The organism is Halobacillus sp. A1, assembly GCF_024189295.1.
GTDB lineage: Bacteria > Bacillota > Bacilli > Bacillales > Halobacillaceae > Halobacillus_A.
The window spans coordinates 74,575-89,445 of sequence record NZ_JAIZEN010000010.1; the positions used below are offsets into that span (position 1 = coordinate 74,575).

Genomic DNA, 14,871 nt, shown 5'->3' on the forward strand with positions numbered 1-14,871 from the left:
ATTAACATTATTAAAAGTTAAATTCATTGAGGGTGCAGGAATTATAAAATATAATTCACTTACTAAATGTAACCTTAGGAGGTTAAAATATGAACGCATCTACATGTTTGAGGAGCTGTTTCCCCTCAGGGAGCCAGCTCCTGATTTTATAGAGAGGAAGGCTGCGGTACATCTTCGTATATATGCATCGTCCACATTCCGATATCTTCAAAACCGAGACGCTTATAAATAGTTCCAGCCTCAGGATTATCATAAAACAAACAAAGCATTTTCCCTTCCGCAAGTAAGTCATTGCACAATTGCTTCATGCAGGCACTGGCATATCCCTTCTTTTTATAGCCGGGGTGCGTACAGACTCCTACAATCATGGCAGACATTGAATTTTCTGCAGTTGTCGAAGCGGTTGATACCATCTCTCCATCTTTCTCAACAAAATAGATCCTTGCTGATTTTTGTTCAAGGCTTTTTCTGATACTGCTTTCCCTGCTGTCATCTTGCTCGAATTCCTCAATTTTGTCTTGAAGTGTCACTAACCGAGGAACATCACAGGTTGAAGCCAGTTTAACTTTAGATGTATCTATATTTTGATCCAGCTTTCGGCTATCTTCGCATTTCGCATAGTGTAAGGAGCGTGACTTTTTATGAGAATGGGCGATGAAGGGAAGGACTTGGTCTGTGATAGCTGCAATACCTGAAAGTTGCTTAAATTCCCGGTCCGTGTTGATGATATTTGCGAATCCCTGTGCGTCAAATTCTTCCTCGGCAAATGCAATGTAATTATTATGATATTTCAGCAAAATAGCCTTTAAGCGTCCATCATCAGTGAAGTCTCCCCAAAGCTTTTGAAAATCCTGCTCGTAACCGAAATTTTCAATATCTCCTATGATGAATAAGTTTTCTGCTGGTTTTTTGGATAGCAGGATTTGGCAGGATGAGTCATCATGTTCAGTCAACCTTCGTATCATTGCAATTGCCTCCTTTTAATAGAAATTGTACTAATTTTACCAAAATGAAAAAGGAAAGCAATGGATTTTATGAAAATTCTAACAATAAAATAAAAAATATTTTCTTTCCCATAAGTTTGGTGGAAGTGGTCAAACTACAAAGGAGGCATGTTAAATGCCGGAGGAGGGGAACATTTGTGAAAAAGTTATTACTGTTAATATGTTTATTAGGATTATTGCCGACAATTACTTACGCAGACAGCGCATATAGTATCCGCCATAAGGATCACATCCGGCAGGATTACGAAATACATGTAGATTTTCCTAATTTTGATGGGTTAAAGAATAAACATCTGGAGGAAGAAGTCAACGAAGAAATCAAAACCGTATTGGAGAAATCAATAAATCAAACGCAAAAAGCAGGGGAAGAGTCAGTTGGATTCCCTGTTTTGTACTATGGTGAATCCATTGTAGTAGAAGAAGAGCAATTCTATTCTGTTGTCATGACAGCGAATATTACACGCGGCAATCAATATCACTCGACTGTCCAATCGATCAACTTTGAAAACGAAAAGGATGGCGTGTTTCTGACCCTTGATGAAGTGGCACACATGGATAAGCTCAACGAGCAGGTGAAGAAAAAATTAGGGAGTGATCCTGAAACTTTCAACGCCCAGGGTTTTCAAGGTATCCGTAAAGACACGGCTTTTTACATTAAAGGCAACAAGCTCACATTAGTATTTGATAAGTATGAAGTCGCTTCAGGAGTGTTTGGTACTCCAGAGATTACAATCCCTTACGATTTAGTGGAAAAAGATAAACCTCTTCACAAAAAATCAGTTCCAGTCCCAAAAGTAGTATAAAAAAAGGAAGCATAATTATTATGCTTCCAATACTTCTTCTTCGGATGACTGATCTCCATAATAATGAAACATATATTGTTCTTTAGAAATCATGTAGAGGTCATAAATATCATCTTCACCGTTGATCCATTGGTGTACTTCGGGGTATAACTCATTTGCGTTTATTACATAAGGGATTTTTAATGCAGCCTTCAACGACCTTACGTTGGAGTGGCGAATTTTCATAAAGATCCCGTCAACATCTAAATGGAAAAACAATTCTTCAAAGAAAGCTTCTTTCGCAAGTTTATTATAACCTTTGCCAAAGTATGGCTGCCCAATCCAAGTGGCTAAAAACCCTTTGTTCTCCTGAATATCAAATAGGTTGATGGTGCCTATGGGCTGCCCCCACTCATCAAGGATCGTACGGGATATCAACTCACCGCGTTCTTCAGCTTCTAACGTTTGTTTAGTCACAAAGTAAAACTCGTCACTGGTCGACGCTTTATGGCGGATGTAAGGGAAAACTTCTGGGTGTATCATCAATTCAAACAAAGCTGGAACGTCATGCAAGTCACGCTTTTTCAGCATAAAAAATCCCTCCTTATGGGTAGAGGAGGGTAGTCTGACCGTAGGAAAACAAACCTCAGCAGGTTCAAACCACCCTCGAATTTTCATCAATTACACACAAAAATTCGGGGTGGGAATCGAACCCACTAGAACCAGCTGAAACGGCTGGTGGCGCACCATTTGCCTTCCCTTTAACTTCAATCAATAGAACGTAAGATAATTTTAATTGATTTTTTCGTAAAAAGGAATAGGCATTTTGTAAATTTTTATTATTTAATTTTACAGTGATCATGCACCTTTGTGGTCGGTTAATTCTGTGTAAACAACGAGCCTGTCCTGATGAGTTTGGGCCTCAGAATCGAACAAGCCCGTACATGTGATCAAATTCAATGAACGAGAATCTGAGGAACCGAATATAGTTTCAATCGGTGCTTCATTTCTCGGGTAAGCTATCACATCTCTTACAGTGAACGTAAGGACAGATCCGTCCGTCCCGGTGAGGATAACTTCATCACCAGCCTTCAGCTGGTCCAATTCAAAAAACACGGCAGGACCTTGATAGCTGTCCACATGACCTGCCAGCACAGCATTTCCTTTGTTTCCTGGTTTCGTTCCTGGTTCAAACCAGCCGACATCCACGTCATTGTCAGGTACTTCCATTCCGCCGCTATTTGTTAGTCCTTCAGGGGTAATAGAAGCAGATGCATTTATGGAAGGTATTTCCAGAGAGGAAGGCACGACCCCTTGAGCAGGCTGGTTATTAATATGTGGTTCGATATTTGTCGTTTCAATATTATCAACTGCAGGATCGTTCTTTTCCGCTTCGATTTTTGATGACTCTTCACTAGAAAGGACCCTGGCCCCCTCAGAGGGTTCATCCTGTAATAACTGATGACTAATGATGAATACGAGGAGGCCGAGAGCTATAGATGCTAAAAATGGTTTCATTTTCTAAGCTTCTTGACGTTTGCGGAAAAAGATGAAGCCTGCACTCATGGCCATGATTCCTAAAATACTGGCATATAGAAGCGCATTCGTTCCTGATTCAGATGCTCCACCAAAACCGGTAGCTGGCATTTCACTAGGCATCGTTTGATTATCTTGAAGAAGTAAAATTTCCGGTGAGTCAGCAGTACCTACCGCAAACGCGCTATAAACGTTACCTTCTTCGACTTCAGTTCCGGAAAGGTCGATCAACTGGTCTCCTTCAGTCGTCCGAACCTCCAGATCGTATGATCCTGCTTCCACGCTTTCATAGTCCGTGACCATCGGGAATTCGGCTCCTGAGAATATGGCATCTCCTTCAATCGCTCCAACATCAACAGCTGGTCCGTCAGGAATGAAATGTCCAACACGTAAGTCGGCCATGCCTTCTTCAGCTTCCATAGAATCCTCAAAAGCTTCCAGTTGTAGATTTTCTAATGTATTGACGGCAGCTACAGTATAAGCTTGTCCGCTTTCGACGCTTACTTCACTGGAAAGGACAGGGTCTTCATCCCCCATTGTTCCAGCAGCGTAAATATCAACGGTATGATCTCCAGCAGGTAACTCCAAATAATCCGTAGCATCTTTAAACTCAGCACCTTCAACAACAGCTTCATCATTAACAAAAACATCGACTCCTGGCGCGTCAGGCGAGGCATGCAGTACACGGACCTTAGCCATTTCCTCATGGTCATCTGCTAAAGCTACAGGGACAAATGCACCAAAAATTAAAACGGACATAGCCAGCAAAGAAAATAATTTTGACATGTTTCCACTCCTTTTGTAATTTTAAATTTATATAAATTGCTGAAGGTGACTTCAAGCAATAAATATCGAAGTATACAAGTTGTTTGAATTTTGTGTAAGTTTTGTATACCTCTAATATACACGATTTTAAGAAAGTGAAAACCCTTTTTACACATTGAATGTGTTGTGGCAAAAATTAACTGTAATCTGTACATGGGAAATCGCTGTTATTAAATAAAAAAGCTCGACATTAGTCGAACTTTTATCAAGTGAGTTCTATTGAGTATAGACGATTTCTCCATTGACCATTGTCCAGAGGGGGACGGACATGAATTCAAATGGATGGCCGCTCCATAATACTAAATCAGCATCTTTTCCTTTTTCTATAGATCCTACTCTGTCATCGACACCTAAATTCTTAGCTGGTGTAATCGTAATGCCTCTCATAGCATCATCGATAGGAAGACCTTCTCGAACGGTCAGCGCTGCGCAAATGTTTAAGTATTGTATAGGGGTGTAGGGGTGATCCGTCATAATAGAAACCTGCACACCATGTTCGTGCAATATTCGATAAGTCTGCCACGTTTTATTTCTCAACTCTATTTTAGACATGCGTGTAAATGTAGGACCAACAGATACTTGTAAACCTCTCCCTGCAAGTTGATCCGCAATTAAATGACCTTCTGTACAATGTTCTATCCGTAAATCAAGTTCGAACTCATCAGCGAATCTGAGGGCCGAAACGATATCATCAGCACGATGAGCATGAATACGTACAGGAATTTCACGATTCAATGCTTGTAAGATCGGTTGTACACGCAAATCTTCAGGATCACCCTTTTTAGCCGCGTAGAAGGTTTCTCGTAAAGTCCCCATGATTCCTAAACGCGTAATCGAGGCATTTTTTGACTGAGAGTGAACACGCTTCGGGTTTTCTCCTAATGCCATTTTCAACCCTGCTGTTTCTTTAATCAGCATCCCTCCAATGGAGTGACCTACTGTTTTAATCACTGCTGTTTTTCCTCCTATGATATTGGCGCTGCCGGGCATGATGTGTGCGGTAGTGACACCAGCTTTTCTGGCATGATAAAAAGCCGGGTCAAACGGATGGGCTCCATCAATAGCCCGCAAATGAGGCGTTGTAGCTTCAATTGTCTCATTCGCATCACTTCCGGCCCATCCTGTTCCTTCATCGTATAAACCTATGTGGGTGTGCACGTCTACAAAACCGGGAAATAGCATTTTTCCTTCTCCGTCGATAATCTCTGCGTCTGGTGGAGTGGGCAAGTCTTTACCGAAATCGTGAATTTTATGATCTTTGATATGAACGCTCCCATGTTCGATGGGAGCAGAAGTAATTGGATGGATTTTTACATTAGTAACTACTGTATACATGGTATCTCGATCCCCTTTAAATATTCTTTATAGTTTATTATACTTCGAATCCAGGAATTGAGGGCAAAAAAATACGAAGAGTTACTTGACGACTTCCGTTTCCTATCTATTGAAAAAATTATTCTTAAACTATATGGCAGGATACTTTAATACTCAGTTTCGAGATAACCAGGGTTCGTGGCTGTAATTAGAGTCAGGGGTGGTTGGGAAGCTACTCGCTTTCCTGTGGGGGAAGTGGCGAGCTTCCTCGGGCTTTTCAGCCCTGTGGGATCTCGCCTACATCCTTCTCCCACGGGAGTCTCTGGAAAGGTTACACTTGTTTGGACAGTTTCGTTAAGGTCAGTTACACTTTACTAAATATTTCAATCAAGGAGACTAAACATGACCCCAAGGAATCGCCGTAACTTTACTGATGAATTTAAGAAGCAAGTGGTGCAGTTAAATGAAAACGGAAAACCGAGAAAAGAAATTTTAAAAGAATACGAATTATCATCTTCCGCCTTTGATCGTTGGCTTAGTCAGTTTAGAAATACGGGTTCTTTCAAGGAAGAAGACAACCGGACAGCTGAACAAAATGAAAATATCAGGCTGAAAAAAGAAAATCAGCGTCTTATGATGGAGGTTGATGTTTTAAAGCAAGCGGCGCTGATCATGGGACGAAAGTAAAGGTGATCCAGAACAACCGTCACCGTTACTCGGTATCAGCAATGTGTGCCGTCCTACAACTTCCTAAAAGTACATTTTATTATGAAGCGAAAGAAAAAGACTCTTCTGAGGCGGATGATCTGACTCGTCAGATTACGGAGATTTTTCAAGAAAGCCGTCAAAACTACGGGACTCGAAAAATTAAGCACGAGCTCTATAAAAAAGGTTATCAGGTCTCTCGCCGAAGGATTGGGAGGATCATGAAAGAACAGGGACTTGTCTCGAAATACACCATCGCTCAATTTAAACCGATGAAGAGTGCGTGTAATGAGTCAAAACAAGGGAATACGTTGAACCGTGAATTCACTCAAGACCAGGCTCGTAAAGTCGTGGTCAGTGACCTAACTTACGTACGCGTCCATACAAAATGGCATTATATCTGTACGATTTTGGATCTGTATAACCGTGAGATTATCGGCTATAGCTCCGGCCCGCAAAAAGATGCAGCCTTAGTTCAAAAAGCCTTCGCTTCGATTGATGGAAACCTGGATGAATTAGCTCTTTTTCATACGGATCGCGGAAGTGAATTTAAGAATCAAGCCATTGAAGATTTACTTCAAACCTTTCAAATTGATCGTTCTTTAAGTATGAAAGGGTGCCCTTATGATAATGCAGTCGCTGAAGCTACTTATAAGGTGATTAAGACAGAATTTGTTTATGGAGAAACCTTTGAGTCTCAAGAACAATTAAACCTGGCTTTATTTGATTATGTCCACTGGTACAATCATATTCGCATTCATGGCACTCTCAACTACCTTAGTCCTATAGAATTTAAGAAGAAACACCTTAATGAAATTGTCTAGTTTTGTGTTGACAATCCAGTGGTTTCCCGGAGCTTTAACCGCTGTTAAACGTAACGGAAACAACCCCACACATCTCGAAACGGAGTCTTCAGCATAAGGGAGCTTATATGAATATCAACACGGAACTTTAACAAAGCCAATTTATAAAAGGAAGTGCAAGCGTATGGTTCAGTTAAAAGGTGACGAACGGATTGATTTTTTACTAGCAGAAGAAAATATGAGGATTATCCAGAGTGATCAGGTGTTCGCTTTCTCCATAGATGCCGTCTTGTTGGCCAGGTTCACCTCCGTACCGCGGACAAGGGGAAGGATCCTCGATTTATGTACAGGGAATGGTGTGATTCCCTTGTTCCTCTCACGCCGATCGAAAGTGGATATAACAGGAGTCGAAATTCAAGAAAGACTGTATGATATGGCTCTTAGGAATATCGAATTGAATAACTTACATGAACGATTACATATGGTTCATGGGGATTTAAAAGACATGCCCTCTCAATTAGGAAATGGACGTTTTGATTTGGTGACGTGCAACCCCCCTTATTTTCCCACTCCGGCTCATGATAAAAGAAATCTGAATGAGCATTTAGCTATTGCACGCCATGAAATCCACTGTTCTTTAGAGGATGTAGTGAGGTCCTGCAGCCGATTGACGAAATCGGGAGGAAAGGTGTCTATGGTACATCGCCCTGGACGGCTCGCGGATATCATCACATTATTCCGTAAGTATCAGCTGGAGCCGAAGCGTCTGCAGTTTGTACATCCGAAAAAAGGGAAGGAAGCGAATGTCTTATTGATTGAGGCGTCCCGTGATGGGAAGCCGGACTTGAAAATCCTTCCGCCCCTTTATACTCATAATGAAAACGGGGAATACAGTCACGAGTTCCGGGAGATTTTATATGGAAAGTAAACATGCTGTATACATGATTCGATGTAAGGACGGTTCATTGTACACAGGCTACACGAATGACTTGAACGCCCGGTTACAAAAGCATGCGGACGGCAAAGGGGCCAAGTACACTAGAGGGCGTGGTCCATTTACGCTAGAGTACTGTCAAACCTTTGCAAGTAAGACGGAAGCGATGCAGCAAGAGTATCAGATTAAGCAATGGCCGCGTGTAAAAAAAGAAGAATGGATTGTGCTTAATAATGGAGGCGAACGCGATGCATATTCAAAAGAGCTATATTCCTCATGATGGTTTAGGAACACTGTATATTGTGCCTACCCCTATCGGAAATTTGGATGATATGACGTACCGGGCAGTTTCGGTCCTTCATGATGTCGACCGGATAGCTGCTGAGGATACGAGAAATACAAAAAAGCTGTTAAATCATTTTGAAATCCATACCCCGTTAATTAGTTATCACGAGCATAATAAACATACTCGGGGCGGGCAGCTGATATCAAGCCTAATTGCTGGTGAAAGTTTAGCAGTCGTCAGCGATGCCGGTATGCCCGGGATTTCGGATCCTGGAGCGGATCTCGTTAAATCAGCTCAAGAAGAAAGCATTCCTGTCGTCGTTCTTCCCGGGTCCAATGCGGCCCTTCCTGCCTTAATCGGGTCAGGACTTTCGACGGATAAGTTTTATTTTTGTGGCTTTTTGCCACGAAAGAAAAAAGAAAGGCTTGCTGAACTTCAAACGTTAGAAAATGATACGGCTACCCTCATATTTTACGAATCTCCCCACCGTTTAAAAGACATGCTTGCTGATACTTATGAACAGTTAGGGAACCGGCAGGCAGCTTTAGCTAGAGAACTGACAAAGAAATACGAAGAATACATCAGGGGCTCTTTACAAGAATTGATATCCTGGGCTGACGAGCAGGAACTGCGGGGGGAATTCTGTATCGTGGTCGAAGGGACCGAAGAAGAGCGAGAAACGGACCGATTCTGGTGGAGCCATTTATCGACAGTCGAACATGTCGATTATTATATTAACGAACAAGGATTGAAATCGAAGCAGGCTATTAAAAATACGGCGGTTGACCGAAAGATGCAAAAGCGGGATGTGTACCAGGCGTACCACGTAGAAGAATAAAAATTAGAGCCCCTACTGCCTGGACAGTAAGGGCTCTTCTTAGCTAGAACATATGTCAAAAAGTTATGAGTGTTTTAATTAACCAGTTGTGTAACGGTATCTCTATTTTTTATGTTACTTGTCGATTTGACCTTGAATTTCTTTAAGAAGCATTTGCGCTCCTTCTTGGCTCAATACCAAATTGCCATTTGCAAGTTTCATATTATCATCAGAAACTTCCCCGGTTACATGGCATGTCATGTTCGGCTTGTATTTCTTTAGAACGATGCGATCATCATCCACATAGATTTCAAGCGCGTCTTTTTCATTGATTCCTAGAGTACGACGAAGTTCAATTGGAATAACTACCCTTCCTAGTTCGTCAACTTTACGTACAATACCTGTAGATTTCATTTGTTTATCTCCCCTCAATCAAAGTTATTCGTCAAAAATCGACATATGTCTCGCTAATAATAGTACCAACGTTTCCCAAACCTGTCAATTCACTTAATTTCCAAAAGGACAAAAATTCATTATACCTATATGGGTATATAGAAGTGGTTATGACTGACCTTCCACTTTTAAGAACAATCTTCGACAAAATTCGTCATTCCAAAATTGGTTCAATTATCCAACGTGTTATACTATTGAATTTTACCAGATTATACCTTACCGATAAACAATTTCAGCGTCAAGATTATATGATTTTTTTGACATTTCAGTGAAGTATTCGGTATATTTTAGAGTTAGAAATGGTTATAAAGAAATTAAAGAAAAAGAATGGTACAATACTCTGTATGAATGTTGAAATCAAGGAGGGCACATGATGTCGGAAGAGAAAAAGACCTTTTACATTAGTACACCCATTTATTACCCAAGCGGTAATTTGCACATAGGACATGCTTATACCACAGTAGCAGGAGATGCGATGGCGCGATATAAGCGTCTCCAAGGATACGATGTCATGTATCTGACCGGAACGGACGAGCACGGACAGAAGATTCAGCGTAAGGCAGAGGATGCAGGCGTCACTCCTCAAGCGTATGTGGATGACATTGTGTCTGGAATTAATGATTTATGGGATAAGCTTGATATCTCTTATGATGATTTCATTCGTACTACCCAGGATCGTCACAAGAAAGTCGTCGCTAAAATATTCGACTATCTATTAAAAAAAGGTGACATTTACCTTGATGAATATGAGGGATGGTACTGCACTCCGTGTGAATCATTCTTTACCGAACGTCAGCTTGATGACGGACATTGTCCGGACTGCGGTGGCGACGTTGAAAAAGTGAAAGAAGAATCTTACTTCTTTAAAATGAGCAAGTATGTAGATCAGCTTCTTGAATTTTACGAAAACAATCCAACGTTTATCCAGCCGGAAAGCCGTAAAAATGAAATGATCAATAATTTTATCAAACCGGGCCTTGAAGACTTAGCAGTTTCAAGAACGACATTTGATTGGGGAGTAAAAGTTCCATCTAATGAAAAACATGTCGTTTATGTATGGATCGATGCGCTTAGTAATTACATTTCAGCTTTAGGCTTCGACAGTGAAAACGATGAACTGTATCAAAAATATTGGCCGGCGGATGTTCACCTCGTCGGGAAGGAAATTGTGCGTTTCCACACGATTTATTGGCCGATCATGCTGATGGCCCTGGATCTGCCTCTGCCGAAAAAAGTATTCGCGCATGGATGGATTTTGATGAAAGACGGGAAAATGTCCAAGTCCAAAGGAAACGTAGTGGATCCTGTACAATTAAGTGATCGCTACGGATTAGATGCACTTCGTTATTACTTGCTAAGAGAAGTCCCATTCGGTTCTGATGGAGTGTTCACGCCAGAAGCTTTCGTGGAGCGGACAAACTACGACCTTGCGAATGACTTAGGCAACCTTCTGAATCGAACGGTCGCCATGGTGAGCAAGTATTTTGGTGGAGAGATACCTAGGCTGACTCTTTCAGAGGATGAATTTGATAAGCAGTTGGAAACGCTGGCTGCAGAAACAAAAACATCTGTGGAAGAGGCGCTTGAAAACATGGAGTTTTCTGTTGCCTTAGCAGACTTATGGAAATTCATCAGCCGCACGAACAAGTATATTGATGAAACTCAGCCGTGGGTATTAGCAAAAGATGAAGCTAAGAAGGAACGTTTAGGTAACGTAATGGCTCACCTGACTGAATCACTGCGTCATACCGCTGTTATGCTTCAGCCGTTTTTAACAGGTACTCCTGAGAAAATCTTTCAACAGTTAGGGGTTTCTCAAGAAGATGAGTACAAATCCTGGAGTAGTATTTCAGAATTTAAAGGTCTTCCTGAAGGAACGACTGTACAAAAGGATGACCCTATCTTCCCTCGTCTCGATGCAGAGGAAGAGGTGCAGATCATTAAAGATATGATGAAAAAGCCAGCTCCAGCGCCTGAGAAGAAACCGGAAGAGAAAAACAATCAACCGGAAGAAGTCACGATTGATGATTTTATGAAGCTCGATTTCCGAGTAGCAGAAGTCACTAAGGTTGAAAAAGTGAAAAAAGCAGACAAGCTGCTGAAGCTGCAGCTCGACTTAGGAGAAGAGAAACGGCAGGTGGTTTCGGGAATCGCTGAGCACTATGGCGAAGAGGAACTTACCGGGAAGAAAGTGATTTGTGTAACAAATCTTAAGCCTGTTAAATTAAAAGGCGAACTGTCTCAAGGCATGATTTTGGCTGGTGAAGATGACCAAGGCAAACTGGCTCTGGCCTCCATTGATCAAACCCTTGCGAATGGTTCCAAAGTTAAATAAATTATAAAGGGGAAAAGCACAATGAGGCTTTTCCCCTTTTCCGTTAATTACAAGGAGGACTCATCATGTTATTTGATACTCACGTACATTTGAATGCTGATCAATTCAACGAAGACCGAGAAGAAACGATCGCGCGCGCTCGCGAGGCGGGTGTTCAATATATGACAGTCGTCGGCTTTGACCGTAAAACCATCCCTCTGGCTATTCAAATAGCTGAAGATTATGACCACATGTATGCAGCGGTCGGCTGGCACCCTGTAGATGCCATCGACATGACAGAAGAAGATCTCCAGTGGATCGAAGAGCTGTCTTCTCATCCTAAAGTTGTGGCTATAGGCGAAATGGGGCTTGATTACCACTGGGACAAGTCTCCAGCAGACGTGCAGAAAGAAGTGTTCCGCCAACAAATTCGCCTGGCTAAAAAAGTGAAGATGCCGATTATCATTCATAATCGGGAAGCAACGGACGATATCGTTGAGATTTTAAAAGAAGAAAATGCTGCTGAGGTAGGAGGAATCATGCACTGTTATAGTGGGCCTGTAGAAACGGCTAAAGAGTGTGTGGATATGAATTTCATGATTTCCTTAGGGGGTCCTGTCACTTTCAAGAACGCAAAGCTTCCTAAAGAAGTAGCGAAGGCCATTGATTTAGAGCATTTACTTATAGAAACGGATTCTCCGTTTCTAGCGCCGCACCCTAACCGTGGCAAGCGTAACGAGCCTGCTTACGTGAAGCTGGTGGCTGAACAAATAGCTGAATTAAAGGGACTGACTTACGAAGAAGTAAGCCAACGAACCACTGAGAATGCTTTCAAGTTTTTCCGTATTCCTTCATAAATTGGAGGACTTTAGCACCAATGTTACAAAAATGTTGTCTATATGTATAGGAACTGTAACATCCTTGTTATGTTAATTGTATAGGTAAAAGTGCATAATATGAAGAGTCAGCTGACGTTAAGCTGGCTCCTTTTTTTTATTTTAAATGGCTATACATATTATATAAGTTGCTTGTTTTTATATATTCGGCTCAGACTGTTTCCGTTATGTTTGGCAGCACTCGGAGCTCCGGGAAATCACTCGCTTTCCGTGGGAGCGCGGTGAGCCTCCTCGAGCTACCGCTCTGTGGGGTCTCACCAAGCACTCTTATCCCACAGGAGTCTCGCAATTTCCCGGAGCTCCTTACGACGGCTGGGCGAACGGAAACTACTATTTCAGGATTACAGGCTTTGAAAATCAACCATCATAAGAACTAGTTATTGAAAAATTCATTAATACAAATAGTGATAATGGAACACTTCCTCAAAAAGGCAGTAATCATGTTGGTAAACGAGAGCTTATATCTATTTGGTTCTTAATCCCGTCATTAAAGCTTATATTAGGTGGTTTTAGGAATGGGCGAGACTCCTGTGGGAAGAGAGTGATTGGTGAGATCCCGGAAGGCGTTAGCCTGAGGAAGCTCACTGCACTCCCCACGGAAAGCGAGCCCATTCCTAAAAACGCCTTCCACTTATGACGTTGACGGGACTCCCGGACGGGCTTTATTTCAATAAACTTGCTGAAAACGATTTGTCATATTACTAGAAAAACATGGGGTTAGGGAAGGAAGATGGAACTATGAAACTAATAAATAATGTGAGGACATTGCTAAGCTCTGTTATTTTGTGGACTTTCATAACATCCATCGTTTCTATTACCTTTCTCGGGTTTATCACGTATGAAGCAACAAAGGCTTCTGTAAAAGTTACAAGTGATGAGGGGACCCAAGTGGTTCGTACGCATGCCGGTACTTTTGGAGAACTATTGAATGAACTTGGGATCAGCCCGCAGCCATATGATGAAATGTCCCATGAGTTGGAGGATCCGCTTCAATTCGGTATGGATGTTGCATACATAGAGGCACAAGCTTTAAACGTAACTATTGGAAATAATACGAAGAGATTCTATACGACAGCAAACACAGTTGGTGAATTTTTTGAGGATCAGGACCTTCAAGTAAAAGAGCAAGATAAAGTTTCTCATAAATCCTCAGAGACGATTCAATCAAATATGGATATTCATATACAAAAAGCGGTGCAAATCACCGTGGATGATGGAGGCAATGTTCAAGACGTTTGGACCACAGCTTCTACTGTAGAAGATTTTTTGAATGAAGAAAATATAACGTTAGATAAAATGGACAAGCTTAATCTTGATAAAGAGCAAGCCTTGAAGCAAGGCGAACAAATCTCGATCACCCGCCTTGAGAAGACTACGGAAGAAGTCGAAGAAAGCCTTGGTTATTCCGTCATCACAGAAAAAGACCCATCCTTACCTGAAGGCGAAGAGAAAGTGATTTCTTCTGGAACAGAGGGGAAAGTCGTCAAAGAATATGACATCATCATTGAAAACGGTGAAGAAATAAAGCGTGAACTCGTTCATGAAGATGTGATCAAAGAGAGTGAAGATAGAATTATTGCAATTGGATCAAAACAGAAGCCATCTGAGAAAAGTTCAAGATCTGTGGCAGACTCCAAAAAGAAAGATTCCAAATCAGAGCCGAAAGGTGTAGCTTCAGCCTCTTCCAAAACGAAGACTGCCTCAAAAGGCAGTCAGGAGAAGAAGAACGGGGAAACACTGAAGATGAAAGCTACGGCATATACAGCTGACTGTGCAGGGTGCTCTGGGAAAACGGCTACAGGAATCAATTTAAAAGCAGACCCGAACAAAAAAGTCATCGCTGTAGACCCAAGCATCATTCCTCTTGGGAGTGAAGTGTGGGTTGAAGGCTACGGTAATGCTATCGCAGGTGATACCGGTGGAGCGATACAAGGAAAGAAAATCGACGTCCATGTCCCTTCCAAAAGTGAAGCGTACAGTTTTGGAAATAAGACTGTGGAAGTGAAAGTACTGGATTAAAGAAAAGCGGAGGGGAGCCCCTCTGCTTTTTTGATGAGATCTTATGATATTCCAATGGAAAACTGCGAAACCGATCTCGTTTCCATGAAAAATCAAAGCAAAGGTTTAAGGGGAAAAGGACGAATGGCTTTTGTCCCGCCTATTCAAGTCGTGGTATGCTATGGAAGAATTCAATCAGTGGAG

14 protein-coding genes are annotated in these 14,871 nt (G+C 41.7%); 8 read left to right on the forward strand and 6 right to left on the reverse strand.

What is annotated here, in order from left to right:
* Nucleotides 1-146: 146 nt before the first annotated feature.
* Nucleotides 147-965 (reverse strand): GNAT family N-acetyltransferase, encoded by an 819-nt coding sequence (locus LF817_RS12110; protein ID WP_253936086.1) that lies wholly within the window; start codon nucleotides 963-965, stop codon nucleotides 147-149.
* 176 nt (nucleotides 966-1,141) lie between these two features.
* Here LF817_RS12110 and LF817_RS20420 point away from each other — a divergent pair, with 176 nt between their 5' ends.
* Nucleotides 1,142-1,807: an RsiV family protein gene (locus LF817_RS20420; RefSeq protein WP_253936087.1), complete on the forward strand. Its 666-nt coding sequence runs from the start codon at nucleotides 1,142-1,144 to the stop codon at nucleotides 1,805-1,807.
* 18 nt (nucleotides 1,808-1,825) lie between these two features.
* Here LF817_RS20420 and LF817_RS12120 read toward each other — a convergent pair whose 3' ends face one another.
* The 4 genes from LF817_RS12120 to LF817_RS12135 form a co-directional block, all read right to left on the reverse strand.
* Nucleotides 1,826-2,377, reverse strand: a complete 552-nt coding sequence (locus LF817_RS12120) for a GNAT family N-acetyltransferase (protein ID WP_253936088.1) — start codon at nucleotides 2,375-2,377, stop codon at nucleotides 1,826-1,828.
* Between the two features lie 267 nt (nucleotides 2,378-2,644).
* Entirely contained in the window at nucleotides 2,645-3,304 is a 660-nt protein-coding gene (locus LF817_RS12125; RefSeq protein ID WP_253936089.1) for a class F sortase, read from the reverse strand.
* 3 nt (nucleotides 3,305-3,307) lie between these two features.
* Entirely contained in the window at nucleotides 3,308-4,108 is an 801-nt protein-coding gene (locus LF817_RS12130) for a DUF4397 domain-containing protein (protein WP_253936090.1), read from the reverse strand.
* A 255-nt stretch (nucleotides 4,109-4,363) separates the two neighbouring features.
* Nucleotides 4,364-5,482, reverse strand: coding sequence for an amidohydrolase (locus tag LF817_RS12135; protein WP_253936091.1), 1,119 nt, complete (start codon nucleotides 5,480-5,482; stop codon nucleotides 4,364-4,366).
* A 381-nt stretch (nucleotides 5,483-5,863) separates the two neighbouring features.
* On the opposite strand from LF817_RS12135, the gene LF817_RS12140 reads away from it, so the two are divergent.
* The 4 genes from LF817_RS12140 (at nucleotide 5,864) to rsmI (ending at nucleotide 9,027) form a co-directional block, all read left to right on the forward strand.
* Nucleotides 5,864-6,990 (forward strand): IS3 family transposase gene (locus LF817_RS12140; RefSeq protein WP_253936092.1). Its coding sequence is split into 2 segments (ribosomal slippage): nucleotides 5,864-6,113 and nucleotides 6,113-6,990, totalling 1,128 coding nucleotides; the frame shifts between segments, so codons are not numbered across the junction.
* Between the two features lie 163 nt (nucleotides 6,991-7,153).
* A complete protein-coding gene (locus LF817_RS12145; RefSeq protein WP_253936093.1) occupies nucleotides 7,154-7,897 on the forward strand; it encodes a tRNA1(Val) (adenine(37)-N6)-methyltransferase in 744 nt (247 codons plus the stop codon).
* A complete protein-coding gene (locus LF817_RS12150) occupies nucleotides 7,887-8,183 on the forward strand; it encodes a GIY-YIG nuclease family protein (RefSeq protein ID WP_253936094.1) in 297 nt (98 codons plus the stop codon). The genes LF817_RS12145 and LF817_RS12150 overlap by 11 nt, the downstream gene beginning before the upstream one ends.
* Entirely contained in the window at nucleotides 8,152-9,027 is an 876-nt protein-coding gene (rsmI, locus tag LF817_RS12155; protein ID WP_253936095.1) for a 16S rRNA (cytidine(1402)-2'-O)-methyltransferase, read from the forward strand. Before LF817_RS12150 ends, rsmI begins: the two co-directional genes overlap by 32 nt.
* A gap of 114 nt (nucleotides 9,028-9,141) precedes the next feature.
* Here rsmI and LF817_RS12160 read toward each other — a convergent pair whose 3' ends face one another.
* Complete coding sequence (locus LF817_RS12160; protein WP_253936096.1) at nucleotides 9,142-9,420, reverse strand: transition state genes transcriptional regulator AbrB; 279 nt, start codon at nucleotides 9,418-9,420, stop codon at nucleotides 9,142-9,144.
* 412 nt (nucleotides 9,421-9,832) lie between these two features.
* On the opposite strand from LF817_RS12160, the gene metG reads away from it, so the two are divergent.
* The 3 genes from metG to LF817_RS12175 all read left to right on the forward strand — a co-directional run bounded on the left by metG (nucleotide 9,833) and on the right by LF817_RS12175 (nucleotide 14,688).
* Nucleotides 9,833-11,794 carry a methionine--tRNA ligase gene (gene metG / locus LF817_RS12165; protein WP_253936097.1) on the forward strand — a complete coding sequence of 654 codons (1,962 nt, stop codon included), beginning with the start codon at nucleotides 9,833-9,835 and terminating at the stop codon, nucleotides 11,792-11,794.
* 65 nt (nucleotides 11,795-11,859) lie between these two features.
* Complete coding sequence (locus tag LF817_RS12170) at nucleotides 11,860-12,630, forward strand: TatD family hydrolase (RefSeq protein ID WP_253936098.1); 771 nt, start codon at nucleotides 11,860-11,862, stop codon at nucleotides 12,628-12,630.
* Between the two features lie 777 nt (nucleotides 12,631-13,407).
* Complete coding sequence (locus tag LF817_RS12175; RefSeq protein WP_305882236.1) at nucleotides 13,408-14,688, forward strand: G5 and 3D domain-containing protein; 1,281 nt, start codon at nucleotides 13,408-13,410, stop codon at nucleotides 14,686-14,688.
* Nucleotides 14,689-14,871 lie beyond the last annotated feature (183 nt).

Excerpts from the sequence above, each read along its gene's own strand:
- LF817_RS12135 (WP_253936091.1), bottom strand. The coding sequence starts at position 5,482 with ATGTATACAGTAGTTACTAATGTAAAAATCCATCCAATTACTTCTGCT.
- LF817_RS12120 (WP_253936088.1), bottom strand. The coding sequence starts at position 2,377 with ATGCTGAAAAAGCGTGACTTGCATGACGTTCCAGCTTTGTTTGAATTG.
- rsmI (WP_253936095.1), top strand. The coding sequence starts at position 8,152 with ATGCATATTCAAAAGAGCTATATTCCTCATGATGGTTTAGGAACACTG.
- LF817_RS12125 (WP_253936089.1), bottom strand. The coding sequence starts at position 3,304 with ATGAAACCATTTTTAGCATCTATAGCTCTCGGCCTCCTCGTATTCATC.
- LF817_RS12160 (WP_253936096.1), bottom strand. The coding sequence starts at position 9,420 with ATGAAATCTACAGGTATTGTACGTAAAGTTGACGAACTAGGAAGGGTA.
- LF817_RS12175 (WP_305882236.1), top strand. The coding sequence starts at position 13,408 with ATGAAACTAATAAATAATGTGAGGACATTGCTAAGCTCTGTTATTTTG.
- LF817_RS12170 (WP_253936098.1), top strand. The coding sequence starts at position 11,860 with ATGTTATTTGATACTCACGTACATTTGAATGCTGATCAATTCAACGAA.
- metG (WP_253936097.1), top strand. The coding sequence starts at position 9,833 with ATGTCGGAAGAGAAAAAGACCTTTTACATTAGTACACCCATTTATTAC.
- LF817_RS12130 (WP_253936090.1), bottom strand. The coding sequence starts at position 4,108 with ATGTCAAAATTATTTTCTTTGCTGGCTATGTCCGTTTTAATTTTTGGT.
- LF817_RS12145 (WP_253936093.1), top strand. The coding sequence starts at position 7,154 with ATGGTTCAGTTAAAAGGTGACGAACGGATTGATTTTTTACTAGCAGAA.
- LF817_RS12150 (WP_253936094.1), top strand. The coding sequence starts at position 7,887 with ATGGAAAGTAAACATGCTGTATACATGATTCGATGTAAGGACGGTTCA.
- LF817_RS12110 (WP_253936086.1), bottom strand. The coding sequence starts at position 965 with ATGATACGAAGGTTGACTGAACATGATGACTCATCCTGCCAAATCCTG.